The sequence below is a fragment of the Streptomyces sp. NPDC053541 genome, from assembly GCF_044544705.1.
Lineage (GTDB): Bacteria > Actinomycetota > Actinomycetes > Streptomycetales > Streptomycetaceae > Streptomyces.
The window spans coordinates 20,228-42,083 of record NZ_JBITXM010000013.1; the positions used below are offsets into that span (position 1 = coordinate 20,228).

The 21,856-nt window shown below is 73.2% G+C and carries 28 protein-coding genes; 19 read left to right on the forward strand and 9 right to left on the reverse strand.

Annotated features, from left to right (window positions below):
- Positions 1 to 2: 2 nt before the first annotated feature.
- From ACIGW2_RS30625 to hutU, 3 genes are all read right to left on the reverse strand, one after another.
- Complete coding sequence (locus ACIGW2_RS30625) at positions 3 to 1,340, reverse strand: formimidoylglutamate deiminase (protein WP_391654573.1); 1,338 nt, start codon at positions 1,338 to 1,340, stop codon at positions 3 to 5.
- Complete coding sequence (locus ACIGW2_RS30630) at positions 1,331 to 2,533, reverse strand: allantoate amidohydrolase (RefSeq protein ID WP_391654841.1); 1,203 nt, start codon at positions 2,531 to 2,533, stop codon at positions 1,331 to 1,333. The genes ACIGW2_RS30625 and ACIGW2_RS30630 overlap by 10 nt, the downstream gene beginning before the upstream one ends.
- Positions 2,534 to 2,607: 74 nt before the next feature.
- Positions 2,608 to 4,272, reverse strand: coding sequence for a urocanate hydratase (hutU, locus tag ACIGW2_RS30635; protein ID WP_391654574.1), 1,665 nt, complete (start codon positions 4,270 to 4,272; stop codon positions 2,608 to 2,610).
- A 136-nt stretch (positions 4,273 to 4,408) separates the two neighbouring features.
- Here hutU and ACIGW2_RS30640 point away from each other — a divergent pair, with 136 nt between their 5' ends.
- The 6 genes from ACIGW2_RS30640 (at position 4,409) to ACIGW2_RS30665 (ending at position 8,443) form a co-directional block, all read left to right on the forward strand.
- Positions 4,409 to 5,755, forward strand: a complete 1,347-nt coding sequence (locus tag ACIGW2_RS30640) for a diaminopimelate decarboxylase (RefSeq protein WP_399847186.1) — start codon at positions 4,409 to 4,411, stop codon at positions 5,753 to 5,755.
- Positions 5,752 to 6,231: an SRPBCC family protein gene (locus tag ACIGW2_RS30645; RefSeq protein ID WP_361585608.1), complete on the forward strand. Its 480-nt coding sequence runs from the start codon at positions 5,752 to 5,754 to the stop codon at positions 6,229 to 6,231. Before ACIGW2_RS30640 ends, ACIGW2_RS30645 begins: the two co-directional genes overlap by 4 nt.
- A gap of 113 nt (positions 6,232 to 6,344) precedes the next feature.
- A complete protein-coding gene (locus ACIGW2_RS30650; protein WP_399847187.1) occupies positions 6,345 to 6,767 on the forward strand; it encodes a hypothetical protein in 423 nt (140 codons plus the stop codon).
- Positions 6,764 to 7,540 (forward strand): transcriptional regulator, encoded by a 777-nt coding sequence (locus ACIGW2_RS30655; protein ID WP_391654576.1) that lies wholly within the window; start codon positions 6,764 to 6,766, stop codon positions 7,538 to 7,540. Before ACIGW2_RS30650 ends, ACIGW2_RS30655 begins: the two co-directional genes overlap by 4 nt.
- A 41-nt stretch (positions 7,541 to 7,581) precedes the next feature.
- Positions 7,582 to 7,974: a roadblock/LC7 domain-containing protein gene (locus ACIGW2_RS30660; RefSeq protein WP_356067489.1), complete on the forward strand. Its 393-nt coding sequence runs from the start codon at positions 7,582 to 7,584 to the stop codon at positions 7,972 to 7,974.
- A gap of 97 nt (positions 7,975 to 8,071) precedes the next feature.
- A complete protein-coding gene (locus ACIGW2_RS30665; protein ID WP_391654577.1) occupies positions 8,072 to 8,443 on the forward strand; it encodes a hypothetical protein in 372 nt (123 codons plus the stop codon).
- Between the two features lie 22 nt (positions 8,444 to 8,465).
- Here ACIGW2_RS30665 and ACIGW2_RS30670 read toward each other — a convergent pair whose 3' ends face one another.
- Both ACIGW2_RS30670 and ACIGW2_RS30675 read right to left on the reverse strand, forming a co-directional pair.
- A complete protein-coding gene (locus ACIGW2_RS30670) occupies positions 8,466 to 9,299 on the reverse strand; it encodes a MurR/RpiR family transcriptional regulator (protein WP_356067485.1) in 834 nt (277 codons plus the stop codon).
- Positions 9,300 to 9,659: 360 nt separating this feature from the next.
- Positions 9,660 to 11,054 (reverse strand): cystathionine beta-synthase, encoded by a 1,395-nt coding sequence (locus ACIGW2_RS30675; protein WP_356067483.1) that lies wholly within the window; start codon positions 11,052 to 11,054, stop codon positions 9,660 to 9,662.
- A 125-nt stretch (positions 11,055 to 11,179) separates the two neighbouring features.
- On the opposite strand from ACIGW2_RS30675, the gene ACIGW2_RS30680 reads away from it, so the two are divergent.
- The 3 genes from ACIGW2_RS30680 to ACIGW2_RS30690 all read left to right on the forward strand — a co-directional run bounded on the left by ACIGW2_RS30680 (position 11,180) and on the right by ACIGW2_RS30690 (position 14,951).
- Positions 11,180 to 12,208, forward strand: coding sequence for an SGNH/GDSL hydrolase family protein (locus ACIGW2_RS30680; RefSeq protein WP_399847189.1), 1,029 nt, complete (start codon positions 11,180 to 11,182; stop codon positions 12,206 to 12,208).
- 176 nt (positions 12,209 to 12,384) lie between these two features.
- Positions 12,385 to 13,605 (forward strand): acetyl-CoA C-acetyltransferase, encoded by a 1,221-nt coding sequence (locus ACIGW2_RS30685; RefSeq protein WP_361585622.1) that lies wholly within the window; start codon positions 12,385 to 12,387, stop codon positions 13,603 to 13,605.
- Positions 13,606 to 14,042: 437 nt separating this feature from the next.
- The gene (locus tag ACIGW2_RS30690; protein WP_391654580.1) at positions 14,043 to 14,951 is read left to right on the forward strand and encodes a hypothetical protein; all 909 of its coding nucleotides are present in this window, start codon (positions 14,043 to 14,045) and stop codon (positions 14,949 to 14,951) included.
- 75 nt (positions 14,952 to 15,026) lie between these two features.
- Here the strand turns inward: ACIGW2_RS30690 and ACIGW2_RS30695 are convergent, their stop codons facing one another.
- A complete protein-coding gene (locus tag ACIGW2_RS30695; RefSeq protein ID WP_361585628.1) occupies positions 15,027 to 15,356 on the reverse strand; it encodes a hypothetical protein in 330 nt (109 codons plus the stop codon).
- Between the two features lie 99 nt (positions 15,357 to 15,455).
- Between ACIGW2_RS30695 and ACIGW2_RS30700 the strand changes: the two genes are divergently transcribed.
- Positions 15,456 to 15,686, forward strand: a complete 231-nt coding sequence (locus tag ACIGW2_RS30700) for a DUF4287 domain-containing protein (protein ID WP_361585630.1) — start codon at positions 15,456 to 15,458, stop codon at positions 15,684 to 15,686.
- Positions 15,687 to 15,701: 15 nt separating this feature from the next.
- Here ACIGW2_RS30700 and ACIGW2_RS30705 read toward each other — a convergent pair whose 3' ends face one another.
- Entirely contained in the window at positions 15,702 to 16,577 is an 876-nt protein-coding gene (locus tag ACIGW2_RS30705) for an alpha/beta fold hydrolase (RefSeq protein WP_391654581.1), read from the reverse strand.
- Positions 16,578 to 16,693: 116 nt separating this feature from the next.
- Between ACIGW2_RS30705 and ACIGW2_RS30710 the strand changes: the two genes are divergently transcribed.
- Positions 16,694 to 17,254 (forward strand): TetR/AcrR family transcriptional regulator, encoded by a 561-nt coding sequence (locus tag ACIGW2_RS30710; protein ID WP_391654582.1) that lies wholly within the window; start codon positions 16,694 to 16,696, stop codon positions 17,252 to 17,254.
- A 93-nt stretch (positions 17,255 to 17,347) separates the two neighbouring features.
- Here the strand turns inward: ACIGW2_RS30710 and ACIGW2_RS30715 are convergent, their stop codons facing one another.
- Both ACIGW2_RS30715 and ACIGW2_RS30720 read right to left on the reverse strand, forming a co-directional pair.
- Positions 17,348 to 18,238 (reverse strand): Bax inhibitor-1/YccA family protein, encoded by an 891-nt coding sequence (locus tag ACIGW2_RS30715; protein ID WP_356067468.1) that lies wholly within the window; start codon positions 18,236 to 18,238, stop codon positions 17,348 to 17,350.
- Between the two features lie 344 nt (positions 18,239 to 18,582).
- Positions 18,583 to 18,993 carry a hypothetical protein gene (locus tag ACIGW2_RS30720; protein WP_399847193.1) on the reverse strand — a complete coding sequence of 137 codons (411 nt, stop codon included), beginning with the start codon at positions 18,991 to 18,993 and terminating at the stop codon, positions 18,583 to 18,585.
- A gap of 195 nt (positions 18,994 to 19,188) precedes the next feature.
- Here ACIGW2_RS30720 and ACIGW2_RS30725 point away from each other — a divergent pair, with 195 nt between their 5' ends.
- The 8 genes from ACIGW2_RS30725 to ACIGW2_RS30760 all read left to right on the forward strand — a co-directional run bounded on the left by ACIGW2_RS30725 (position 19,189) and on the right by ACIGW2_RS30760 (position 21,818).
- Positions 19,189 to 19,401 (forward strand): helix-turn-helix domain-containing protein, encoded by a 213-nt coding sequence (locus tag ACIGW2_RS30725; RefSeq protein ID WP_399847195.1) that lies wholly within the window; start codon positions 19,189 to 19,191, stop codon positions 19,399 to 19,401.
- Positions 19,401 to 19,649 carry a hypothetical protein gene (locus tag ACIGW2_RS30730; RefSeq protein WP_399847197.1) on the forward strand — a complete coding sequence of 83 codons (249 nt, stop codon included), beginning with the start codon at positions 19,401 to 19,403 and terminating at the stop codon, positions 19,647 to 19,649. The genes ACIGW2_RS30725 and ACIGW2_RS30730 overlap by 1 nt, the downstream gene beginning before the upstream one ends.
- Positions 19,650 to 19,722: 73 nt before the next feature.
- Positions 19,723 to 19,953: a hypothetical protein gene (locus tag ACIGW2_RS30735; protein ID WP_399847200.1), complete on the forward strand. Its 231-nt coding sequence runs from the start codon at positions 19,723 to 19,725 to the stop codon at positions 19,951 to 19,953.
- Positions 19,954 to 20,047: 94 nt separating this feature from the next.
- Positions 20,048 to 20,521, forward strand: coding sequence for a hypothetical protein (locus tag ACIGW2_RS30740; RefSeq protein ID WP_399847202.1), 474 nt, complete (start codon positions 20,048 to 20,050; stop codon positions 20,519 to 20,521).
- Complete coding sequence (locus ACIGW2_RS30745) at positions 20,518 to 20,691, forward strand: hypothetical protein (protein WP_399847204.1); 174 nt, start codon at positions 20,518 to 20,520, stop codon at positions 20,689 to 20,691. The genes ACIGW2_RS30740 and ACIGW2_RS30745 overlap by 4 nt, the downstream gene beginning before the upstream one ends.
- On the forward strand, positions 20,688 to 21,152 hold the full coding sequence (locus ACIGW2_RS30750; RefSeq protein ID WP_399847206.1) for a hypothetical protein: 465 nt from the start codon (positions 20,688 to 20,690) through the stop codon (positions 21,150 to 21,152). Before ACIGW2_RS30745 ends, ACIGW2_RS30750 begins: the two co-directional genes overlap by 4 nt.
- Positions 21,149 to 21,538 (forward strand): hypothetical protein, encoded by a 390-nt coding sequence (locus tag ACIGW2_RS30755; RefSeq protein WP_399847207.1) that lies wholly within the window; start codon positions 21,149 to 21,151, stop codon positions 21,536 to 21,538. Before ACIGW2_RS30750 ends, ACIGW2_RS30755 begins: the two co-directional genes overlap by 4 nt.
- Positions 21,531 to 21,818 carry a hypothetical protein gene (locus ACIGW2_RS30760; RefSeq protein WP_399847210.1) on the forward strand — a complete coding sequence of 96 codons (288 nt, stop codon included), beginning with the start codon at positions 21,531 to 21,533 and terminating at the stop codon, positions 21,816 to 21,818. Before ACIGW2_RS30755 ends, ACIGW2_RS30760 begins: the two co-directional genes overlap by 8 nt.
- The last annotated feature ends 38 nt before the right edge of the window (positions 21,819 to 21,856 follow it).

Sequence of the window (21,856 nt, forward strand, 5' to 3'; positions counted from 1 at the left end):
CTTCAGCCGCGCAGGGCGGCGATCGAGTCCGCGAGGGCACGGGCCGTATCGGGTACGGAGCGGTGGACGCCGTCCCGGACCACGTGGCGGCCGCCCACGACCGTGTGCCGCACGTCCGCGGCCGACGCTGCGAATACCGCCGTCTCGGCTGCCAGACGCGGTTCCGGCCCCGCTGTCCTGACGGAGTCGAGCGCGAGCGTCGTGAAGTCGGCGAGCGCGCCCGCCTCCAGGCGCCCTGCGTCGGTCCAGCCGAGGGCCGCGTGGCCGTCCTCGGTGGCCGCGCGCAGCAGGGCCGCCGCGGTCCAGTGGCCGCGGGTCCGGGTGCGCAGGCGCTCGTTCAGCTCCATGGCCCGCGCCTCTTCGAGGAGGTCGATGACGGCGTGGCTGTCGCTGCCCAGCGAGAGCGGGGAGCCGGCCCGCTGGAGGGCGACGGCGGGGCCGATGCCGTCGGCGAGGTCCCGTTCGGTGGTGGGGCACATGCAGGTGCCGGTGGCGGTCGAGCCGATGAGCTTGATGTCGCCGTCCGTCATGTGGGTGTTGTGGACGCCCGTGGTGCGGGCGCCGAGCACACCGTGCTCCGCCAGGAGCTGGGTCGGCGTCATGCCGTGGGCGGCCTGGCAGGCCTCGTTCTCGGCGGTCTGCTCGGAGAGGTGGACGTGCAGCGGGGCCCGCCGTTCCTCGGCCCAGCGGGCGACGGTGGCGAGCTGCCCGGCGGGGACGGCGCGGACGGAGTGGACGGCGGCGCCGATCCGGACGCCCTCGCGTTCCTCGAGGGCGGAGACCCGCTCGGCCCAGGCGTCGGCGGTGCCGTCGGAGAAGCGCAGCTGGTGCTGTTCGGGGGCGGCGCCGAAGCCGGAGGAGAGGTAGGCGGTGTCGAGGAGGGTGATGCGGATGCCGGCCTCGGCGGCGGCCGCGATCAGGGCCTCGCCCATGGCGTTGGGGTCGGCGTAGGGGGTGCCGCCGGGGGCGTGGTGGAGGTAGTGGAATTCGCCGACGGAGGTGATGCCGGCGAGCGCCATCTCGGCGTAGACGGCCCGGGCGAGGGCGAAGTAGCTCTCGGGGGTGAGCCGCTGGGCGACCCCGTACATGACCTCGCGCCAGGTCCAGAAGGTTCCGGAGCCGACCTGGACGGTGCCGCGCAGGGCCCGGTGGAAAGCGTGCGAGTGGGCGTTCGCCAGGCCGGGGACGGTGAGGCCGCGCAGCACCTCGGCGCCCGGGGGCGGGGTGTCCTGGCCGGTGCGGACGGCGGTGATGCGCCCGTCCGCGACGTCCAGGGCGACGCCCGGCTCGGCGTGGGTGCCGAGCCAGGCGTGCTCCAGCCAGTAGGTGGTCACCTGCACGCGAGGCCCTCCAGTACGTCGGCGAGTGCGTGGACGCCCGCGACGCAGTCGTCCTCGGCGGCGAACTCGGCCGGGGAGTGCGAGACGCCCGTGGGGTTCCGTACGAACAGCATGGCGGTCGGGATCGAGGCGGACAGGATGCCGGCGTCGTGTCCGGCGCCGGTGCCCAGGACCGGGATCTTGGTGCCGGTGGTGTCGGCGAGGATCCGGCTGAGTTCCTCGCGCAGCGCGTGCCCGAACTCGACGACCGGGGTGAAGGACTCGCGGACGACGGCGAGGTCGACGCCCCGGCGGACGGCGTGGTCGCGGGCGGCGGCCTCGATGCCGGCGACGACGGCGTCCAGGGACTCCTGGTCGGCGGCGCGGGCGTCGAGCCAGCCGCGGACCAGGGAGGGGATGGCGTTGACGCCGTTGGGCTCGACGGCGATCTTGCCGAAGGTGGCGACGGCGCCGGCGAGTTCGGCCTCCTGCCGGGCGGCGAGGACGGTCTCGGCGTACGGCAGCATGGGGTCGCGCCGGTCGACGAGCCGGGTGGTGCCCGCGTGGTTGGCCTCGCCGTGGAAGTCGTACCGCCAGCGGCCGTGCGGCCAGATGGCGGAGGCGATGCCGACGGGGTCGCCGGACAGGTCGAGGGCCCGGCCCTGCTCGACGTGGAGTTCGACGAAGGCGCCGATCCGGGCGAGCCGTTCGGGGTCGTGGCCGATGGTCTCGGGGTCGTGGCCGGCCGCCTCCATGGCCTGCGGGAGGCTGATGCCGTCCGCGTCGCGCAGCTCGAAGGCCTTCTCCTTGGTCAGCTGGCCGGAGGTGAGCCGGGAGCCGACGCAGGCGAGCCCGAAGCGGGCGCCCTCCTCGTCGCCGAAGTTGACGATGGCGAGGGGCCGCTTGAAGGAGACCCCGCGGGCGCGGAGCTCGTCGAGCGCGGCGAAGGCGGACACGACGCCGAGCGGGCCGTCGAAGGCGCCGCCGTCGGGCACGGAGTCCAGGTGGGAGCCGGTGACGACGGCGTCACCGGCGGCGGGGTCGCCGAGCCAGGCCCACTGGTTGCCGTTGCGGTCGGTCTCGACGTCGAGCCGCCGGGCCTCGGCCTGCATGCGGAACCACAGCCGGCAGTCGGCGTCCGCCTCGGTCCAGGCGTAGCGGCGGTAGCCGCCGGAGTCCGCGTGGCGGCCGAGGGGGGCGAGGCTGCGCCACATCGCGTGGAAGGAGGGCGAGTCCGGCCGGCCCCCGCCGGCCGTGCGGCCGGCGGGGGTGGCGTCGTGGGCGGAGGTCACGCGGAGTCACCCTCGCGCATCGGGATGCGGACGCCCTTCTCGTCGGCGACCCGCTCGGCGATGTCGTAGCCGGCGTCGACGTGGCGGATGACGCCCATGCCGGGGTCGTTGGTCAGCACGCGGCGGATCTTCTCGCCGGCGAGCTTGGTGCCGTCGGCGACGGAGACCTGGCCGGCGTGGATGGAGCGGCCCATGCCGACGCCGCCGCCGTGGTGGAGGGAGACCCAGGAGGCGCCGGAGGCGACGTTGACCATGGCGTTGAGCAGCGGCCAGTCGGCGATGGCGTCGGAGCCGTCGAGCATGGCCTCGGTCTCGCGGTACGGGGAGGCGACCGAGCCGCAGTCGAGGTGGTCGCGGCCGATCGCGAGCGGGGCGGCGAGGGTGCCGTCGGCGACCATGTCGTTGAACATGGCGCCGGCCTTGTCGCGCTCGCCCTGGCCGAGCCAGCAGATGCGGGCGGGCAGGCCCTGGAAGTGGACGCGCTCGCCGGCCATCTTGATCCAGCGGGCGAGGGACTCGTTCTCCGGGAAGAGGTCGAGGATCGCCTTGTCGGTCTTCGCGATGTCGCTCGCCTCGCCGGAGAGGGCGGCCCAGCGGAACGGGCCCTTGCCCTCGCAGAAGAGCGGGCGGATGTAGGCGGGGACGAAGCCCGGGAAGGCGAAGGCGCGGTCGTAGCCGGCCAGCTGGGCCTCGCCGCGGATCGAGTTGCCGTAGTCGAAGACCTCGGCGCCGGCGTCCATGAAGCCGACCATGGCCTCGACGTGCCGGGCCATGGACTCGCGGGAGCGCTGGGTGAAGCCGGCCGGGTCCTTGGCGGCGGCGTCGGCCATGTCCTCGAAGGCGATGCCGACGGGGAGGTAGGACAGCGGGTCGTGGGCGGACGTCTGGTCCGTCACGATGTCGATCGGCGCGCCCTCGGCGAGCATCTGCGGGAGCAGCTCGGCGGCGTTGCCGAGGAGGCCGATGGAGAGCGGGCGGCGGGCGTCGCGGGCCTCGGTGGCGAGCTGGAGGGCGTGCGCCAGGTTGTCGGCCTTGACGTCGAGGTAGCGGTGCTCGATGCGGCGCTCGATGGCGCGCGGGTCGCAGTCGATGCAGAGGGCGACGCCGTCGTTCATGGTGACGGCGAGCGGCTGGGCGCCGCCCATGCCGCCGAGGCCGGCGGTGAGGGTGATGGTGCCGGCGAGGGTGCCGCCGAACTTCTTGGCGGCGACGGCGGCGAAGGTCTCGTAGGTGCCCTGGAGGATGCCCTGGGTGCCGATGTAGATCCAGGAGCCGGCGGTCATCTGGCCGTACATGGTGAGGCCGAGGGCCTCCAGGCGCCGGAACTCCTCCCAGTTGGCCCAGTCGCCGACCAGGTTGGAGTTGGCGATGAGGACGCGCGGGGCCCACTCGTGGGTCTGCATGACGCCGACCGGGCGGCCGGACTGGACGAGCATGGTCTCGTCCTGCTTGAGGGTCCTCAGCGTGCGGACCATGGCGTCGAAGGAGCGCCAGTCGCGGGCGGCCTTGCCGGTGCCGCCGTAGACGACGAGCTTGTCGGGGTGCTCGGCGACCTCGGGGTCGAGGTTGTTCTGCAGCATCCGGAGGGCGGCCTCCTGCTGCCATCCCAGGGCGCTCAGTTCCGTACCGCGCGGTGCCCGTACGGGTCGGGGTCCTGACATGGCGGTGCCTCCTCGGTTCTGCATGCCGACGTCGCTGACGTCACAGACGTATTCACTCAGGTATTCACATCCTGACCCGATGAATAGTTTTAGTCAACAGCTGCGCGGCCGACCCACCGGGTGGTGCCATGGACGCATGACGCTCTCCGTACGCGACCGGGCCGTCCGCGCCGCCGTCGAGCACGGCCTGCTCTCCCCCGCCGAACCCGTCACCGCCCTCCTCGACACCGCCGGCATCCGCGCCTCCGCCGCCGCGCTGACCAGCGCCTTCGCCGCCGTCACCGACGCCCCCGTGCTCCACGCCTTCGCCGTCAAGGCCTGCCCGCTGGTGCCCGTGCTGCGCCTGCTGCACGAGGCCGGGCTCGGCGCCGAGGTCGCCAGCCCCGGCGAGCTGGCCCTGGCCCGGGCCGCCGGCGTCCCCGCCGCCCGCACCGTCCTCGACTCCCCCGCCAAGACCCCCGAGGAACTGCGCCACGCCCTCGCGCTCGGCATCGCGGTCAACGCCGACAACCTCCAGGAACTGGCCCGGCTCGACGCCCTGGTCGCAGCCAGGCCCACCGCCTCGCCGCTCGGCCTGCGGGTGAACCCCCAGGTCGGCGCCGGCACCATCGACGCCCTGTCCACCGCGACCCCGACCTCCAAGTTCGGCGTGGCCCTGCGCGACGAGGGCGCCCGCGAGGCCGTCGTCCAGGCCTACCTCGACCGCCCCTGGCTCACCCGGCTGCACACCCACACCGGCTCCCAGGGCATCCCGCTCGCCCTGATGGCCGAGGGCGTCGCCGCCGGATACGCGCTCGCCGAGGAGATCAACGCCAAGGCCGGCCGGCAGCAGATCGACACCTTCGACATCGGCGGCGGCCTCCCGGTCAACTTCGCCTCCGACGAGGAGACCCCCACCCACGCCGAGTACGCCCGGCTGCTCGCCGCCACCGTCCCCGGGCTCTTCGACGGGCGCTATGCCCTGGTCACCGAGTTCGGACGGTCCCTGCTCGCCAAGCACGGCACCGTGCTGGCCCGGGTCGAGTACACCAAGACCTCCGGCGGCCGCCCCATCGCCGTCACCCACGCCGGCGTCCAGATCGCCGCCCGCACCGTCTACGTCCCCGGCGCCTGGCCGCTGCGGATCCTCGCGTACGACGCCGAGGGCCGCCGCCGCACCGGCGACGAGGTGGTCCAGGACGTGGCCGGACCGGCCTGCTTCGCCGGGGACCTGCTCGCCACCGGCCGGGCCCTGCCGCCGCTGCGCCCCGGCGACGTGGTGGCGGTGCCGGACACCGGCGCCTACTACTTCGCGCACCACTACGCGTACAACAGCCTGCCCCGGCCCGCCGTGCACGGATTCACCCCGACGGACGACGGCTCGATCGCCTTCTCCACCGTGCGCCCCACCCAGAGCCTCGACGAGATCGTGGCCGAGTCCGGCGGCGCCCACGCCGACGCGCTGGTGCGCGCCCCGGCGCCGGATGCTGCCATGGAGGCATGACCGCAGGCACCTCCGTCGTCGTGGAACGCCGTGTCGCCGCCTCCCCCGGGCGCGTCTGGGAGGCGATCACCGACCTGCCCGAGCTGCCCCGGCTGCTCACCGGCGTCGAGAAGGTCGAGGTGCTCACCCCGGGCGGCTTCGCGGTGGGCACCCGCTGGCGCGAGACCCGGCGGATGCTGGGCCGGACGGCCACCGAGGAGATGACGGTGACCGTGTGCGAGCCGCCCGAGCGGTACGTCACCGTCGCCGACTCGCACGGGATGCACTACGTCTCCGAGCTCACCCTGCGCCCCGAGGGCCCCGCGGTCGCCGCCACCGCGACCGTGCTGCGGATGACCTTCACGGCCCGGCCCGCCCACGACCGCAGCCCCGGCCCGCTCACCCGGCTGCTCGCCCGCTTCGGCGGCCGGGCGGTGGGGCGGGCCCTCGGCAAGGACCTGGACGAGATGGCGCGGGCCGTGGAGAGCCGGGGCTGAGCCCCTGACAAATTCCGTTGGAAAATGCCAGAACCCCTCCCTGGAGCCGCGACGTTGAGTAGCGTCACCGTTACTGCCGTTCGTCCGCACGCCGCATCGGGAGGGGATCTCGCGTGCCCGGAATCGACGAGTGCCTGCTGGAGGCGATGAGCCTGCCGGGGGCGCGCGGGGCCTGGCTGGTCGACTGGACCAGCGGACTGGCCCTCGGGTCGGCGGGCGAGTCACCGGTGGGCGACCACGAGACCACCGCCGCCGAGAGCGCCGAACTGGCCCGCGCGGCCGCCGAGTTCGAGTCGCCCGCCGGCGAACCGGCCACCACCGGATCGGCCGCCGTGGAGACGGCGCCCCAGGCCGCCGCCCCGCCGGTCGAGGACCTGATCGTCACCACCCGGGTCGGCTACCACGTGATCCGCTTCGTCGAGACGGACTTCGACAGCAGCGTCTTCCTCCACGTCTGGCTGGACCGCTCCACCGGCAACCTCGCCCTCGCCCGGATCAGGCTCGGCGACCTCGCCGAGAGGCTGGTGCTGGGATGACGCCCGCCGCACCGGTCTCCCCGATGCTCACCCGCCTCGTGGCGGAGCGGGCCACCGGCGCCCTGCTGCGCGACCACGGCACGCTCTACCTGGTCGACGGGCGCGTCGTGCACGCGGAGAGCCCCAGCGCCCCCGGCGTCGACGTGCTGCTCACCGCCGCCGGCCGACTGCCGCGGGCGGGCTGGGACGAGGCCGTCGACCGGGCCGGGGCGCGCGGCGCCGTCGGCCGCTTCCTCGTCGACAGCGGCCGGCTGCACGACGGCGAGCTGGAGATCTGCCACCTCGGCGCGGTCTTCGACGCCGCCTTCTTCGCCCTCGCGCCCACCACGGGACCGACCCGTTTCCGCTACGGAGTGGCGCACTGGTTCGGCACCGTGCGGCCGGTCGACACCGGCACCGTCGAGCGCGAGACCCTGCGCCGCCGCGCCCTCCTCGACAGCGTCTGGCCGTGGCCGGCCGTCGACCACGCCCCCGTGGTGCCCCGCCCCGCCGCCCCCGGCCAGCCGGTCGGGGCCCGCCACCGGGCGCTGCTCGCCGCCGCCGACGGGGTGCGCACCCCCGGCGACCTCGCCCGGCTGCTGGGCCGGCCCGCCTTCCACACCCTGCTCGACGTGCGCCGGCTCGCCGCGGCGGGCCTGGTCGAGACCCCGTACGACGCACCGCCGCCGGCCCCGCCCGCCGTCCCCGCGTGGCTGGGCGAGGCGGCCGCCGTCAGCGATCCCGACGTCGCCCTGCTCCGCCGGCTCCGTGACGCCCTGGAGGCAGCCCTGTGATGCGGCGTGCTCTGCGCCTGCGCGCCGAGAGGAGACAACTGATGACCGCAGAAGCCGAGGTGCTCGGCGAGCTGAGACGACTGCGCGCCCGGCTGCCGCAGCTGACCGGGGCGCTGGCGGCCAGCGCCGACGGCCTGGTGCTCGCCCAGGACGCCGTGGCGGGCGAGGCGGAGGCCGTGGCCGCGCTGACCGCCGCCGCGCTCGGCGTCGGACAGCGGCTCGCCGACTGCACCGGCCAGGGCGGCTTCCGCGAGCTGCTGGTCCGCGGCGAGCACGGCTACGTGGCGACGTACGCGGCGGGCGGCTCGGCCGTCCTCACGCTGCTCGCCGAGCCCCGGATCAACGTCGGCCGGCTCCACCTGGAGGCCCGCCGGTCCAGCGCCCGGATAGGCGAGCTGGTCGACGGCGCACTGACCCGCCGGGACCCGGACTGACCCCGGAGCGCCTGGAACTCCCCCGCGCTGCCCGGCGCTCCCGGGGCTCCCCCACGACTTTTCCCCCGTCCCACTCCCACGAAGGAAGAAGCGAAGCATGGCGAACACCGAGACCTCCCTCAAGGAAGCCGCCCAGATCGAAGGCACCATCGGTGCGGCGCTCGTCGACTACACGAGCGGCATGGCCCTCGGCGTCATCGGCGGCGGCAAGGACTTCGACCTGGCCGTCGCGGCGGCGGGCAACACGGACGTGGTCCGCGCCAAGGTCCGCACGATGGAGATGCTGGGCATCCAGGACGAGATCGAGGACATCCTGATCACCCTCGGCGGCCAGTACCACCTGATCCGGCTGCTCAAGTCGCGTGGCGCGAACGGCCTCTTCCTCTACCTGGCGCTCGACAAGTCCCGGGCGAACCTGGCGATGGCCCGCCACCAGCTCAAGCGGATCGGCGACGAGCTGGAGATCTGAGGCGCCGCCCGGGAGGGCGCGCTCAGTCGACGAACAGGCCGCGCGCCGCCGCCTTGGCGTCGAACTCCTCCAGGCGGGCCTGGGCGTCCGGCAGCTCGTCCGCCATGGCCTCCAGGAGGACCCGGCCGAGCAGCATCGGCGCGCACGCGGTGTCGAAGGCCAGGCCGGTGCCGACGGCGGCCGGGATGAGCAGGTCGCTGTGGGCGGCGACGGGCGCGAAGGCGGACTCCGCCACGGTCACCACCGTCAGTCCGGCGGCCCGGGCGTGCGCGAGCGCGTCGACCACCTCGCGCGGGTGCCGGGGCAGCGCGAAGCACAGCAGGGCCGAGGCCCCGGCCCGCACGGCCGCGTCGATGCGGTCGTCGAGCATCGAGCCGCCCTCGTCGAGCAGCCGGACGTCCGGGTGCACCTTGCCGGCGAAGTAGGCGAAGCCGCGGGCCTGCGAGGAGGCGGCGCGCAGGCCGAGCACCGGCAGCGGGCGCGAGCCGGCGAGCAGCCGGCCGGCCCGCTCGACCGGGGCGGGGTCGGCGAGCAGCTCGGCGAGGTGCCTGAGGTTCTCGATCTCGCCGAGCACGGCCTGCTGGTACTCGTTGTGCTCGGCGTGCTCCTCGGCGACCGCGGGCACGCTGTCGCGCAGGTGCTTGCGCAGCGCCGGGTAGCCGTCGAAGCCGAGGGAGACCGCGAAGCGGGTCACGGAGGGCTGGCTGACGCCGGCGAGCTCGGCCAGTTCGACGCTGGAGAGGAAGGGCACGTCGGCGGCACGGCGCACCATGCAGTGCGCGATGCGCCGCTGGGTCGGCGTGAGCCGGTGCCCCTCGAAGAGCGCCTGCAGCCGTCCGGCCGGGCTGTCGCTCATGCCTGCCGTCCCCCTTCCCCTGTCCGCCTATTCAGTCACCTGGAACTCTGCATGAGCATATGCAGACAGGCAAGCAGAGGGCACGGGGAACGAGGGGAGGGCGCGGGGAATGGGTTGCGCGGGGACCGCCGCACCCCCGTTTCCGGGGGGCGGGACGACGGCGGTCCCCGCGAGGGACACGGGCCCGGGTCAGGGCCGGTCCGCGTCCGGCGGCGTCGTCTGGAAGGTCCGGGAGCCGCTCCGGAGGTCCGTGACGCCGACGGGAATCACTCTGCACGGGCCTTGTTAAGGGGGTGCTGCGGGTACGTGTCGCGCTCGTACCGTTTGCGCGAACGGCGCCGCGGCACCCCCGTCACGGCCTCAGTGCTGGCGGCCGCCGCCGCTCGCGGCGAGGAAGGCCAGCAGGTCCTGGCGGCTGACCACGCCGGTCGGCTTGCCCTCGACCAGCACGATCGCCGCGTCCGCGTCGCCGAGCACCGACATCAGGTCGGCGACCGGCTCGCCCGAGCCGACCTGCGGCAGCGGGGCGGACATGTGGTCCTCCAGCGGGTCCTCCAGGGAGGCCTTCTGGGTGAAGAGCGCGCTCAGCAGCTCGCGCTCGACGACCGAGCCGACGACCTCGGCGGCCATCACGTCGGGGTGGCCGGCGCCCGGCTTCACGATCGGCATCTGGGAGACGCCGTACTCGCGCAGCACCTCGATGGCCTGGCCGACGGTCTCGTCCGGGTGCATGTGGACCAGCGAGGGCACGTCGCCGGAGCGGTGGGTCAGCACGTCGGAGACGGTGGCGGAGGAGGTGTCCTCCAGGAAGCCGTAGTCGGCCATCCACTCGTCGTTGAAGATCTTCGACAGGTAGCCGCGGCCGGAGTCCGGCAGCAGCACCACGACGACGTCGTCCGGGCCGAGCTCCTTGGCGACCTCCAGCGCGGCGACGACCGCCATGCCGCAGGAGCCGCCGACCAGCAGGCCCTCCTCCTTGGCGAGGCGGCGGGTCATCTGGAAGGAGTCCTTGTCGGACACCGCGACGATCCGGTCGGCGACGTTCCGGTCGTAGGCGGTCGGCCAGAAGTCCTCGCCGACGCCCTCCACCAGGTACGGGCGGCCGGAGCCGCCGGAGTAGACCGAGCCCTCCGGGTCGGCGCCGATGACCTGGACCTTGCCCTTGGAGGCGTCCTTCAGGTAGTTGCCGGTGCCGGAGATGGTGCCTCCGGTGCCGACGCCCGCGACGAAGTGGGTGATCTTCCCCTCCGTCTGCTCCCACAGCTCGGGACCGGTGGTCTCGTAGTGCGAGCGCGGGTTGTTCGGGTTCGAGTACTGGTCGGGCTTCCAGGCGCCGGGGGTCTCCCGCACGAGCCGGTCCGACACGTTGTAGTACGAGTCCGGGTGCTCGGGGTCGACCGCCGTCGGGCAGACGACGACCTCGGCACCGTAGGCCCGCAGCACGTTGATCTTGTCCGTGGACACCTTGTCCGGGCAGACGAAGATGCACTTGTAGCCCTTCTGCTGGGCCACGATCGCGAGGCCGACGCCGGTGTTTCCGGACGTGGGCTCGACGATGGTGCCGCCGGGCTTGAGGGCGCCGCTCTCCTCGGCCGCCTCGATCATGCGCAGGGCGATGCGGTCCTTGACCGAGCCGCCCGGGTTGAAGTACTCGACCTTGGCCAGGACGGTCGCCTGGATGCCGGCGGTGACGCTGTTGAGCTTCACCAGCGGGGTGTTGCCGACGAGGCTGATCATCGAGTCGTGGAATTGCACCGTAGTCTCCGGGGTCTCCGTAATGGTGCTGCCAGCGTATTCCGTGGAATGCGTAGCCGGAGCCGCTTACGGGGCAGGACTAACCGAGACGGCTCGGATGCGGCCTGAAGGAGGTGGCGGCCCGGATGTCCAGGGCGAGGGTGGCGCGGCGGATCGCGGCAGGCGCGGCGTACGGCGGCGGGAGCATCGGCCTGCTCGGTGTGGCGGCCGTGGGCGTGCTGCTCGCCGAGGTCGCGCTGGCCAAGAAGTCGGTCGGGGGCGGGGTGGCGCCGCTGCCGCCCGGGTCGGACGGGCGCTACGGGCGGGAGTTCGGCCCCGAGGAGCCGCTGCGGCTGGCCCTTCTGGGTGATTCGACGGCGGCCGGGCAGGGCGTGCGGCGGGTCGGGCAGACCCCGGGCGCGCTGCTGGCCTCCGGGCTCGCGGCGGTGGCCGAGCGGCCGGTGGCGCTGCGGAACGTGGCGCTGTCGGGGGCGCGCTCGGACGACCTGGAGCGGCAGGTGTCGCTGCTGCTCGCCTCGCCCTCGGGGCCGCCGGACGTGGCCGTGATCATGATCGGCGCGAACGACGTCACCCACCGGATGCCGGCCACCCAGTCGGTGCGCTGTCTGGCGGCGGCGGTGCGGCGGCTGCGCACGGCGGGCGCCGAGGTGGTGGTGGGCACCTGCCCGGACCTGGGCACCATCGAGCCGGTCTACCAGCCGCTGCGCTGGCTGGCCCGACGGGCCTCGCGGCAGCTCGCGGCGGCGCAGACGATCGTGGTGGTCGAGCAGGGCGGGCGCACGGTGTCGCTGGGCGACCTGCTGGGCCCGGAGTTCGCGGCGAACCCGCGGGAGATGTTCGGCGTGGACAACTTCCACCCCTCGGCCGAGGGGTACGCGACGGCGGCGATGGCGCTGCTGCCGACGGTGTGCGCGGCGCTCGGGGTGTGGCCGGAGGCCGACCGGTTCGACGCGGAGCGCCGGGAGAACGTGCTGCCGGTGGCCAAGGCGGCCGCGGAGGCGGCCAAGGAGGCCGGTACGGAGGTCTCCGGGGGGCGCGCCCCGTGGGCCCTGCTCAAGCACCGCAGGCGGCGCCGGTTGCCGGTGCCGGACGAGGGGCACGTACCGGACGAGGACGGGCGCAGGGACGCCTCCGCGCCGCTCCAGCGGGACTGAGCGCTCTCCGGCCCGGGGCGGCGCGGCCGTGGCCGGCCGCGCGGCCGGCCCGGCGCCCCACTGAGCAAGCGCTTAGAAAAGAGGTCCGCATCACACGCCGATCCCGGTGACCCGCGCGGTACGTGCAGGTAACTTCCCTTTCTGTCCGCCCACTCCGCACCCCTCCTGGAGCCGTGATGCCCGAAGCCGTCATCGTCTCGACCGCCCGCTCCCCGATCGGCCGGGCCTTCAAGGGCTCCCTGAAGGACCTGCGGCCCGACGACCTGACCGCCACGATCATCCAGGCCGCCCTCGCCAAGGTCCCCGAGCTGGACCCGCGCGACATCGACGACCTGATGCTCGGCTGCGGCCTGCCCGGCGGCGAGCAGGGCAACAACCTGGGCCGCATCGTGGCCGTGCAGATGGGCATGGACCACCTCCCCGGCTGCACCATCACCCGCTACTGCTCCTCCTCGCTGCAGACCTCCCGGATGGCGCTGCACGCGATCAAGGCGGGCGAGGGCGACGTCTTCATCTCGGCCGGCGTCGAGATGGTGTCCCGCTTCGTGAAGGGCAACTCGGACTCGCTGCCCGACACGCACAACCCGTTCTTCGCCGAGGCCGAGGCACGCACCGCCGAGGTCGCCGCCTCCGAGGGCTCCACCTGGCACGACCCGCGCGAGGACGGCCTGGTCCCCGACGCGTACATCGCCATGGGCCAGACGGCCGAGAACCTGGCGCGCTGGAAGGGCGTCACCCGCCAGGAGATGGACGAGTTCGGCGTCCGCTCGCAGAACCTGGCCGAGCAGGCCATCAAGAACGGCTTCTGGGAGCGCGAGATCACCCCGGTGACGCTCCCGGACGGCACGGTCGTCTCGAAGGACGACGGCCCGCGCGCCGGCGTCACCCTGGAGGGCGTCTCCGGCCTGAAGCCGGTCTTCCGCCCCGACGGCCTGGTCACCGCCGGCAACTGCTGCCCGCTGAACGACGGCGCCGCCGCGCTCGTGATCATGTCCGACACCAAGGCGCGCGAGCTGGGCCTGACCCCGCTGGCCCGGATCGTCTCCACCGGCGTCTCCGGCCTCTCCCCCGAGATCATGGGCCTGGGCCCGGTCGAGGCGTCGAAGCAGGCCCTGAAGCGGGCCGGTCTCACCACCTCCGACATCGACCTGGTCGAGATCAACGAGGCCTTCGCCGCGCAGGTCATCCCGTCCTACCGGGACCTCGGCTTCGACCTGGACAAGGTCAACGTCAACGGCGGCGCCATCGCCGTCGGCCACCCCTTCGGCATGACCGGCGCCCGGATCACCGGCACGCTGATCAACAGCCTGCAGTTCCACGACAAGCAGTTCGGCCTGGAGACCATGTGCGTGGGCGGCGGCCAGGGCATGGCCATGGTCATCGAGCGGCTGAGCTGAGCCGTAGCGGAGGGTAGGGGGCGCCCGAGGAACGAGGGCGGGACCTGCCCGCAGCGGTGGCGAAGCTCAGCGCGACCACAAGAGGCGAGCGGCTGAGCTGAGCCGTAGCGGAGGGTAGGGGTCGCCCGAGGAACGAGGGCGGGACCTGCCCGCAGCGGTGGCGAAGCTCAGCGCGACCACAAAAGGCGAGCGGCTGAGCCAGTGGCCTTCCGGGCCGCGGGCTAACCGCCCCGCGTCCAAGCCGTGACCGAATCTCCCCCAGGATGTGACATACATCCCGGGGGAGAGTCGTCTTCCCAGGTCACAGGGGTTTCGGGACCAAACACCCGGCCCAAATACCTGTCCATTTCGTGACGTAATGCACTGACAGGCGGCGCGACCTCAGGACACTCTGATGTAGGAAGTCGGGGGATCGACTCGGAATCGGGAGTACGTCAGTGAGCGCACTGTCTCTTGCCCTGCTGGTTTCCACGGCCGCTGCCACGGCCGTGGGCGCCGCCGCCCTGCACTCCGCCCACGCTCTCCGTAAGCAGATCATCGCACTGCGTGGCGAGATCGCAAGCGCGCAGGGCGCGACCGTTCCCCAGGCCCGCCAGTCGCCCGCCGGCGAGATACGCGCCGCGGTCGCCGAGGCCCTGGCCGAGGAGCGCGAGCGCGAGCTCGCCGAGGCCCGCGCCTTCTGGGCCGCGCAGGAGGCCCGGGACGCCGCCGACGCCCCGTCGCTGCTCGGCGGACTGGCCGGCCCGGCCGAGGAGGGCCCGTACTTCGTCCCGCGCCAGACCGACTTCGTGGGCCTGGAGGCGATGGCCCTGGAGGCCATGGAGGCGGAGGCCGCCGCACTCGACGGCCCGGGCCGGGAGGCCGCGCAGGATCCGATGGAGCTCTTCGACACCTTCGACACCTTCGAGGAGTTCCCCGAGCTGACCGGTGAGCTCACCGGCGCCGGCGAGTACCCGGAGGACTCACCCGAGCTGGCCGCGGCCCGCCGCCGGCACCCCTCGCACCCGGACTTCGTGCCGGTCCGCACCCCCGTGGTCACCGACCACGAGCGCACGGTGGCGCGCCTGGAGGAGCTGGCCGACACCCGGACCGCGCTGACCGACGTCCGCCCCGGCCCGCTGGGCACCCTGGACGTCTACGTCTTCGCCGACGGCACCACGCTCTGCATGACCCCGGGCCACCGGGAGACCGCAGAGCGCCTCGCCGAGGCGCTGCGCTCCGGCCGCGCCCCGGTCCTGCTGGGCGGCTCGGGCGTCTCCGGCGCGTACGCCCTCACGTTCTCCTGCGGCGAGGCGGCCGAGGACAACGTCTACATCCTCGCGGACCGCGTGATCGCCAGCATGTAGCCCGCCCCGCCCCGCTCCCCCGGGCGCCGCGACGGCGCCCCCGGAGGCGGCCGCCCCCGATCCCGCCGGACGGCCTCACAGCCCGGCGCGGGCCTCCGCCTCCCGTACGAGTTCCACGGCCTCGTCCAGGTCCCCTCCCGGGGCTCCTGCCGGGGCCGTACGCATGCTTTCGGCCAGATCCGCGGCGGCGACGGCGAGTTGGTCGGCGACCACGAAGATGCCCGCGTCGGGCATGGTCCGCGGCTCCCGCTCCGGGTCCTCCAGGCGCTGCGCCCGGGCGGCCAACTCCCTGGCCAGGGCCAGCCCCTCGGCGGCGGCCCCGCGCTGGAGGCGGCTCTGCGGGGCGGCCCGCAGCCGGTCGGCGAAGCGCTCGGCGGCGGCGGTCAGTTCGGTCGTATCGCGCACCCCGCGACCCTACGCGCCGTCCGGGGACCATTGCCAACGGGCGAACCCTCGGGCACGGTGACGTGAAGGAGCACAGGCACAACGCGTCCGGAGGCGCCGATGTCCCACGCATTCTCCGAAGAGACCCACCGCAACCTGCTCGCCCGCATCCCCCGATGCACCGGTCGTGAGATCTCCGACTGGCTGCGGGCCGTCGAGGAGGGCCCGTCCCTCATCCGCTTCGAGGAGAAGGTCAGCTGGCTGCGCGGCGAGCACGGCCTCGCCTACGGCCACGCGAAGGCGATCATCCACGAGTACGACCTGCGCCGGGCGGCCCGCCGGATGCTGTGACGGAGCCGCCGCGGCTCACTTCCCGACGTGACGGCCGAGGAAGTCGCGGACCAGTTCCGCGATCTCCTCGCCGTGCGTCTCCAGGGCGAAGTGCCCGGCGTCGAGGAGGTGGATCTCGGCGTCCGGCAGGTCCCGGGCGAAGGCCTCGGCGCCGGCCGGGCCGAAGATCTCGTCGCCCCGGCCCCAGGCGGCGAGCAGCGGCGGCCGGTGGGTGCGGAAGTACTCCTGGAAGGCCGGGTAGCCGTCCAGGTTGAACTGGTAGTCCCAGAAGAGCTGGAGCTGGATCTCCTGGTTGCCGGGCCGGTCCAGGCCGGCCTGGTCGAGGAGCCAGGTCTCCGGGCCGATCCGGTCGAGCCGGTCGGCGGGCACGCCGTGGGTGTACTGCCAGCGGGTGGCCTCGGGGGTGAGCAGCGCGCGCACGCCGTCCTCGTGGCCCGCGCGGTCCTTCGCGTGGGCGAAGAGCACGTCCCAGAAGGGCGTGAAGCCCTCCAGATAGGCGTTGCCGCTCTGGGTGACGATCGCGGTGATCCGCTCGGGGTGACGGGAGGCGATGCGCAGGCCGATGGGCGCGCCGTAGTCCTGGATGTAGAGCGCGAAGCGGTCGACGCCGAGCCGGTCGAGCAGCTTGAGGGTGATCTCGGTGAGCTTCTCGAAGCTGTAGTCGAAGGCGTCCACGGGCGGTGCGGCGGAGGCGCCGAAGCCGATGTGGTCGGGCGCGATCAGGTGGTACGAGTCGGCGAGCTCCGCCATGAGGCCCCGGTACATGTGCGAGCTGCTCGGGAAGCCGTGCAGCAGCACCAGGGTGGGCCGGTCGGGGTCGCCGGCCTCGCGGTAGAAGACCTCCAGACCGTCGACGGTCTCGGTGCGGGCGCGCAGGGCGAATGCGGACATGGCTGTCTCCCGGAGGGTCGTGACGCGACATGGAGAACGATCGTTCTCCCTCTGCCCGGTAGAGTAGGAGAACGATGGTTCTCCCCGCAAGGGCGCTTTTCGAGGAGTGATCGGTGATGGACGCGGAGACCGCGGAGCTCAGGCTCCTGGAAACGGCCGAGGCGCTGTTCGACGAGAAGGGCGTCCAGGCCGTCGGCATGGACGCCATCCGCAGCGCCTCGGGGGTCTCCCTCAAGCGCCTCTACCAGCTCTTCCCGTCCAAGGACCACCTGGTCTGGGCGGTCCTGGAGCGCCGGGACACGGCCGTGCGCGAGGCCATCGCCGCCCATGGCGCCACCCACGCCACCACCCCGTACCAGCGGGCCCTCGCGGTCTTCGACTACCTCGGCGACTGGTTCGCCGACCCCGGCTTCCGCGGCTGCGCCTTCATCAACACCTTCGGAGAGATGGGCGGCATCTCCCCCGACATCGCCGGCCTCGCCCGCGGCCACAAACAGGCCCTGCGGGACTACTTCGCCGAGCAGACCGACGCCCTGAACGCGCCGCCCGCCCTCGCCGACCAGCTCGCCCTGCTCGCCAACGGCGCCATGGTCGTGGCCGGCATCAACGGCACCTCCGAGCCGGCCGCCCGGGCCAAGGACGCCGCCCGGGTGCTGCTCGACGCCCACGTCGCGTAGCGCCGGGCGCGGAGAGGGCCCGCGCACGCGGAAGGGCCCGCCCGGCGGATGCCGGACGGGCCCTCCTCGGTGCCGTGCTCACACGGCGGAGCGTCAGTCGTCGCCCTGCAGGATCGACAGCAGCCGCAGGAACTCCATGTAGATCCACACCAGCGTCATGGTGAGGCCGAAGGCCGCCAGCCAGGCCTCCTCGCGCGGAGCGCCGTACGTGATGCCGTCCTCGACCTGCTTGAAGTCCAGGGCCAGGAAGCAGGCACCCAGGATGATGCCGATGACACCGAACAGGATGCCGAGGCCGCCGCTGCGGAAGCCGAGGCCGTCACCGCCGCCGAAGACGGCGAACAGCAGGTTGACCGCCATCAGCAGCATGAAGCCGATCGCGGCCGCGATCACGAAGCCGTAGAAGCGGCGGGTGACGCGGATCCAGCCCATCTTGTAGGCGATCAGCACGCCGGCGAAGACCGCCATGGTGCCGAGCACCGCCTGGGCGACCACGCCGTCCGCGATGTACGTCGACACCGCGGCGGAGATCACGCCGAGGAAGACGCCCTCGAAGGCCGCGTAGGCCAGGATCAGCGCGGGGACCGGCTTGCGCTTGAAGGACTGGACGAGCGACAGGACGAGCGCCACCAGACCGGCGCCGACGCCGATGGCGTACGACTTGTTCAGGTTGGCGGGGTCGACCGGCAGCAGCAGCCAGGACAGCACGGCGGTCACGACGACGGTGCCGAGGGTCATCGCCGTACGGCTGACCACGTCGTCGATCGTCATCACATTGCCGCGGACCTGCTGCGGCGCGCCGAACGAGGCGTCCTGCGGCGCGTACGGGTTGGTGGCGTACGGGTTGGCGGCACCCTCGGCGTAGGGGTTGCCGGTGGCGTACGGGTTGGTTCCGACGCCCCCGGCCTGCGGCTGCTGCGCGCCCGCGTAGGCGTTGTCGCGGCTGAACCCCCGTCGCGAGAAGACCGGGTTGCTGCTCCTCATCTCACTCCTCCATGGCCGCACTGCGCGGCCTTGCGTCAAGAGTAATAGGAAGGCAAAAGGAACCCCCTCGTGCTCGGGGAGGATCTTTATACGATCGTTTCGAGCGGGAGCGGCCGAGCCCGCGCCCCGGGGGCGCGAGAAGTGCCCGGAACCGGATTCGAACCTGTTCCGAACCCCCCTCTGACCTGCGGTGATGCGCTGACCTTTACGTTTCGGTCCGCCTTTTCCCGTCCGCGCCCGGCTAGGGCCGTCTGGCCGCGCTCCAGTGTTCCCATGGGAACACGCGCCGGGAACACGCTGGTCAGCACCTGAGGGGGCATCAATGGCCTGATCTGGTCGGCAGGTCAGGCCGAGGGACGCGCTTCGGGCGGTAGCCGGTCCCCCAGGCGCCGGAGGACCTGGCGCTGCACGCGCTCCGGCAGACCCTCCAGGATGGTGAGGATCGCCGAGGCCTGCGGATCGACTTCTTCAGTGGGGGCGGCGGGGCTCGTCGAGGCCGGCACCTCCAAGGTTGGAGTGCCACCCTCCCTCGCGAGGTTCACGCCACCGCGCGCCCACCCCAGGGCGATCTCCAACTTCCGATATGTGGTGGGGCTGACCCTTACGCCTTTCCGGATCTTGGCGAGGGTCTCGATCGAAAAGTCTGCACGCTCCGCGACCTCGGTGAACTGCATCCCTGCCTCCGAGATGCGCTGCTCCACCGCGGCGCCGAGTCTGGCGAGCTCCTCGCCGTCGTCGTACCCATCACCCGTCATGCGGCTGAGGCTACCCGCCGACTCCAAAGGGCTCCAATGCTGGATTTGGCCACCTGACCGGATTTCACGAGACCCCCACGTTCACAGGGCAGCCCCCCGCAAGGTGGGACGACGTTGGACTTACGCGAGCCCCAGATACGCCAACACATCCCAATCTTGGGTTGACGAACTCCAACATTGGAGTATGTTGGAGCCATGTTGAGCCTCCGGATCGACGGCCGAAAGGTCCGCCGCCTGCGTGAGGGACGCGGCCTCTCTGTCGCCGACGTCGCGCAGGCCGCCGGCCGCAGCAAATGGGCCATTTACAAGATCGAGCGCGGGCAGAACCAGCCCTCGCCGCACGTGTACGCCGCCCTGCGCACCCTGCTCCAGGCGACGGACGAGGACCTCGTGGCGGAGGGGGACTGATGGCCTTCAACCGCAACTACTCGCTGGAGGAGGCGGCGGAGCTGCTCGGCTGCGCGCCGCGGTTCCTGGAGGACAACCTCCGCCGCCTGCCTCACCAGAAGCTCGGAAAGTCGGTCGCCTTCGACGACGACGAGCTGATGGAGATCAAGAACATGCACCGCGTGCGGCCGACGGCCGTACGCCCGAGCGCGGACAACGGGCCGCGCACCCTCGCGCAGATCCGCCCCAAGGGCGCACGCGCTTCCTGACCCACTGGGAACCGAGGCCCTGCCCGGCCTCGGCGACCCGTGCGGAACCTCACCTGTTCTGAATCGAGGAACCGTGACCCACCGTACCCAACTCCCGAACTCTTCCCCGCTCGTGCGGGCTACGGACGGCTCCCGCTGGCGCGCGGCCGGCCACGCGCCGGACGGCGAGCAGCTCTACGTCCTGGACGGCGTGAACCCCGACACCTGCGCCCAGTGGGTGCGAGCCCGCGAGTCCGAGCTCGTCGAGATCGTCGGTGCGCTCACCCCGGTCGTCGACCTCGTCAAGGCTGGTGGTGCCGAGTGATCGCCGCCGTCTGCGCCCTCGTCGCTGTCCTGGGCCTGCTCGCCGTCCGCTTCGCCCTCGCCCGCAGCGACCGCCAGTCGGGGGGTGGCCGCTGATGAGCGTCCGCCTCACCGATGCCCGCCTCGCGGAGATCCGCGCGGGCCAGCACACCTACCGCACCGTCGAGCAGCTCGACCGCGACATCCGCGAACTCCTGGAGTACACCGACGAACTGCGCGCCGAGCTGGCGGCGGGGAAGGGCACCGCGACGGGCGGCGAGCTCACCCCGCCGGCGCCTGGCCGCGCCAGGGCCGCCGAGGTTCGGTTCGCCGTGCACGGCTCGGTGCAGCTGCTCGACCCGACCCTGCGGGACCTGGAGCCGGACCACTACGGCCACCCCTACCGCCAGCTCGGCGGCTGGCTCCCCGACGAGCTGAGCGTCGAGCTCCCGCGCGGCACCGAGCACATGGAGCACGCCCACTTCCCGGGCCGCGTCATGCCGACCGAGATCAACGTGCAGGTCGCCACCGCCCGGACCCGCGACGGCTCGCGGTACATGACCGTCGAGTGGCGCCGGGAGCGCCCGTGACGACCGAGCCCGCCCGCGCGCTGCCGCAGCTGGCCGTCCCGTGCCCGATGTGCGGCGCCGCCCCCGGCGACCTGTGCACCAGCCACGGCGGCACCCGCCCGCGCCGCACCGACACCCACCAGGCGCGCCGCACCGCCTGGGCCAACTCCCAGAAGGGCGCCACCCGATGATTCCCCAGCAGCACCACGCCCTCGCCGAGAGGCTCCTCGCGCAGGCCGACACGTGGATGGACGCCGACACCGGCTGGCGCGCCCGCCTGTCCACCGCCGAGCGTCTCGCCCACCGTGCGGCGGACCTGGCGACCGCCCAGGTGCACGCGACGCTCGCCACGCTCCTGCCGATCCTCACCCCCGAGCCCGACCCGGCCCCGGGTGGCGAGCTCGCCGTGTACCGGGCGCAGTTCGAGTCCATCACGCTCGGCCACTACACCAGCCCCGAAGCCGCGCGGTCCCACTGCGAGGCCCTCCTGCTCCGGGAATGGCCGTCCCTGAGCTGCACCTGGGCCGAGGACGACGAGGACGGCATCGCCGAGCTCATCGCCGTCTACGAGGACGGCACGGAGAGCACCACGGCCTACACCGTCACGCCGCTGTCCGTCGCCGCCGCGTACGACGCCGAGGCGGACGAGTGAGCGCCCCGGCCGTCGTCGAGGACGGCATCGCGCACGGCGAGCCCCGCGGCTACTACCAGCACCGCAACCGCAAGGTCTTCCCGATCTGCCAGAACTGCCGTGACGCGTTCAACGCTGAGCAGCGGGACAAGCGGGCTGCGGCGAAGGGCTGGAACCGGGGCAAGGTCGGGGAGCCGACGGCGCCTCGTCCGGTGCTGACGGGCCGGGACTGTGCGGTGTCCGGCTGCGGCGAGCTCGCCAGCCTGCCGCAGCCGGCCGCCCGCATGGTCCGCGTGGTCTGGCCCGGGTCGCGGGAGCCCGCCCGCTGGTACTGCCCCGGCCCGTGCCACGCGTACGGCCTGGCGCTCGCCGAGGTCCGGGCGATCCCGGAGGCACGCCGTGTATGACGTGCTGCCGCTCGCCGTGCTCGTCCTCCTGGTGCTCGGGGCCGCGACCGTGACCGTGGGCATCGTGTGCGCGATGCTCGCGGCCGGCCGGGTCCTGCGCCGCCTCGTCGCCCCTCGCCCGCAGCCCCCCGTGGCGATCCCGGCGCAGCGCCGCGGATGCGTGTGGCTGGCGTGCCACGCGCCTCGCTGCGGGCACCTTCAGACGCCGCACTACCCGGCCGGGCCCGGCTACGTCATGTGCGACCAGTGCGGTACGCACCGCCGCGCCCCCGCCTCGTGACGCGCCGCCCGCCGCCCTGTGACCACGTCGGGCCCCAC

Excerpts from the sequence above, each read along its gene's own strand:
- ACIGW2_RS30630 (WP_391654841.1), bottom strand. The coding sequence starts at position 2,533 with ATGTGGCGCAGCCTCGCCCCCCTCGGCCGCCACGCGGACTCCGGCGGC.
- hutU (WP_391654574.1), bottom strand. The coding sequence starts at position 4,272 with ATGTCAGGACCCCGACCCGTACGGGCACCGCGCGGTACGGAACTGAGC.
- ACIGW2_RS30640 (WP_399847186.1), top strand. The coding sequence starts at position 4,409 with ATGACGCTCTCCGTACGCGACCGGGCCGTCCGCGCCGCCGTCGAGCAC.
- ACIGW2_RS30645 (WP_361585608.1), top strand. The coding sequence starts at position 5,752 with ATGACCGCAGGCACCTCCGTCGTCGTGGAACGCCGTGTCGCCGCCTCC.
- ACIGW2_RS30655 (WP_391654576.1), top strand. The coding sequence starts at position 6,764 with ATGACGCCCGCCGCACCGGTCTCCCCGATGCTCACCCGCCTCGTGGCG.
- ACIGW2_RS30660 (WP_356067489.1), top strand. The coding sequence starts at position 7,582 with ATGACCGCAGAAGCCGAGGTGCTCGGCGAGCTGAGACGACTGCGCGCC.
- ACIGW2_RS30665 (WP_391654577.1), top strand. The coding sequence starts at position 8,072 with ATGGCGAACACCGAGACCTCCCTCAAGGAAGCCGCCCAGATCGAAGGC.
- ACIGW2_RS30670 (WP_356067485.1), bottom strand. The coding sequence starts at position 9,299 with ATGAGCGACAGCCCGGCCGGACGGCTGCAGGCGCTCTTCGAGGGGCAC.
- ACIGW2_RS30680 (WP_399847189.1), top strand. The coding sequence starts at position 11,180 with ATGTCCAGGGCGAGGGTGGCGCGGCGGATCGCGGCAGGCGCGGCGTAC.
- ACIGW2_RS30685 (WP_361585622.1), top strand. The coding sequence starts at position 12,385 with ATGCCCGAAGCCGTCATCGTCTCGACCGCCCGCTCCCCGATCGGCCGG.
- ACIGW2_RS30700 (WP_361585630.1), top strand. The coding sequence starts at position 15,456 with ATGTCCCACGCATTCTCCGAAGAGACCCACCGCAACCTGCTCGCCCGC.
- ACIGW2_RS30705 (WP_391654581.1), bottom strand. The coding sequence starts at position 16,577 with ATGTCCGCATTCGCCCTGCGCGCCCGCACCGAGACCGTCGACGGTCTG.
- ACIGW2_RS30710 (WP_391654582.1), top strand. The coding sequence starts at position 16,694 with ATGGACGCGGAGACCGCGGAGCTCAGGCTCCTGGAAACGGCCGAGGCG.
- ACIGW2_RS30715 (WP_356067468.1), bottom strand. The coding sequence starts at position 18,238 with ATGAGGAGCAGCAACCCGGTCTTCTCGCGACGGGGGTTCAGCCGCGAC.
- ACIGW2_RS30720 (WP_399847193.1), bottom strand. The coding sequence starts at position 18,993 with ATGACGGGTGATGGGTACGACGACGGCGAGGAGCTCGCCAGACTCGGC.
- ACIGW2_RS30725 (WP_399847195.1), top strand. The coding sequence starts at position 19,189 with ATGTTGAGCCTCCGGATCGACGGCCGAAAGGTCCGCCGCCTGCGTGAG.
- ACIGW2_RS30730 (WP_399847197.1), top strand. The coding sequence starts at position 19,401 with ATGGCCTTCAACCGCAACTACTCGCTGGAGGAGGCGGCGGAGCTGCTC.
- ACIGW2_RS30740 (WP_399847202.1), top strand. The coding sequence starts at position 20,048 with ATGAGCGTCCGCCTCACCGATGCCCGCCTCGCGGAGATCCGCGCGGGC.
- ACIGW2_RS30750 (WP_399847206.1), top strand. The coding sequence starts at position 20,688 with ATGATTCCCCAGCAGCACCACGCCCTCGCCGAGAGGCTCCTCGCGCAG.